This window comes from Mesorhizobium sp. WSM4850, assembly GCF_055811735.1.
The window spans coordinates 1-866 of sequence record NZ_JBVVPV010000148.1 but is presented as its reverse complement, the minus strand read 5'-3'; the positions used below and the strand labels follow the sequence as shown (position 1 = coordinate 866).

The 866-nt window shown below is 56.8% G+C and carries 1 protein-coding gene and 1 pseudogene; one reads left to right on the top strand and one right to left on the bottom strand.

What is annotated here, in order from left to right:
- Positions 1-185, bottom strand: a pseudogene (locus AC0L2Z_RS35330) (low affinity iron permease family protein); the annotation flags it as partial.
- A 196-nt stretch (positions 186-381) separates the two neighbouring features.
- Between AC0L2Z_RS35330 and AC0L2Z_RS35325 the strand changes: the two are divergent.
- Positions 382-864, top strand: a complete 483-nt coding sequence (locus AC0L2Z_RS35325; protein WP_473630635.1) for a pyridoxamine 5'-phosphate oxidase family protein — start codon at positions 382-384, stop codon at positions 862-864.
- The last annotated feature ends 2 nt before the right edge of the window (positions 865-866 follow it).

Sequence of the window (866 nt, the reverse complement as noted above, 5' to 3'; positions counted from 1 at the left end):
TCGCGGTAACCCTGGATCAGTACGACCCCGGTAATCACTATCGCAGCTACAGAAAGCGCATAGGTGATTACGTTTGTTAGCCCAAACGGAACCATCGCAGTGCAGGCTATCATCGCAGCGAGCAGCACATAGAAGCCGGGCGGACGGGACAGAAAGTCGGCTATCACGAAGAGAAATCGGTTCATGGGAATCCCCGTACGATGTGATCCGATTGGGCCGCATTTCGGGTGCTCGTCAATGGCACCCTCTTTTTGTTGGCCTACTGCCCATGTTGGTCCTCGGGCCGTCCCGATCTGGGCGGGCGGAACTCCTTATATTCCAGGTACGTGCTTGGAACCACGGCAGACACGCGGCGTTTGGCGTTCTCACAGGAGACAAGCCATGCCCGACAACGATGAGGAATTCAAAAGCAAGTTTTGGGATTCGATCCGTTCCGACATGACGGCAATGATCGGCGTCCCGAGCGTCCACCCTCGACCGATGACAGCGCAGTTCGATGGTGATCGCAACGTTATCTACTTCTTCACAGCGAAGGACACCGACTTGGCCGAGGCCGTTGCATCTGCAAAGGAAGCGACACTGGTCTACTCCGCCAAGGGACACGACCTGTTCGCCACCGTCCAAGGCACACTGAGGATCGACAATGATCGGGCAGTCATCGACCGCTTGTGGAACCGCTTCGTCGCCGCATGGTTCGAAGGAGGCAAGGAAGATCCGAAGCTGTGCTTGCTCAGGTTCGATCCTGCGGACGCCGAAATCTGGAAAGATGCATCCAGTATCGTCGCCGGGGTGAAACTTTTCCTCGGGATGGGCGACCCGAAAGCGGACTACAGGGACAGCGTGGCACAGGTTCGCATGAAGTAACC

Bases quoted from the DNA above. Each gene is read 5' to 3' on its own strand.
- AC0L2Z_RS35325 (WP_473630635.1), top strand. From the start codon at position 382: ATGCCCGACAACGATGAGGAATTCAAAAGCAAGTTTTGGGATTCGATC.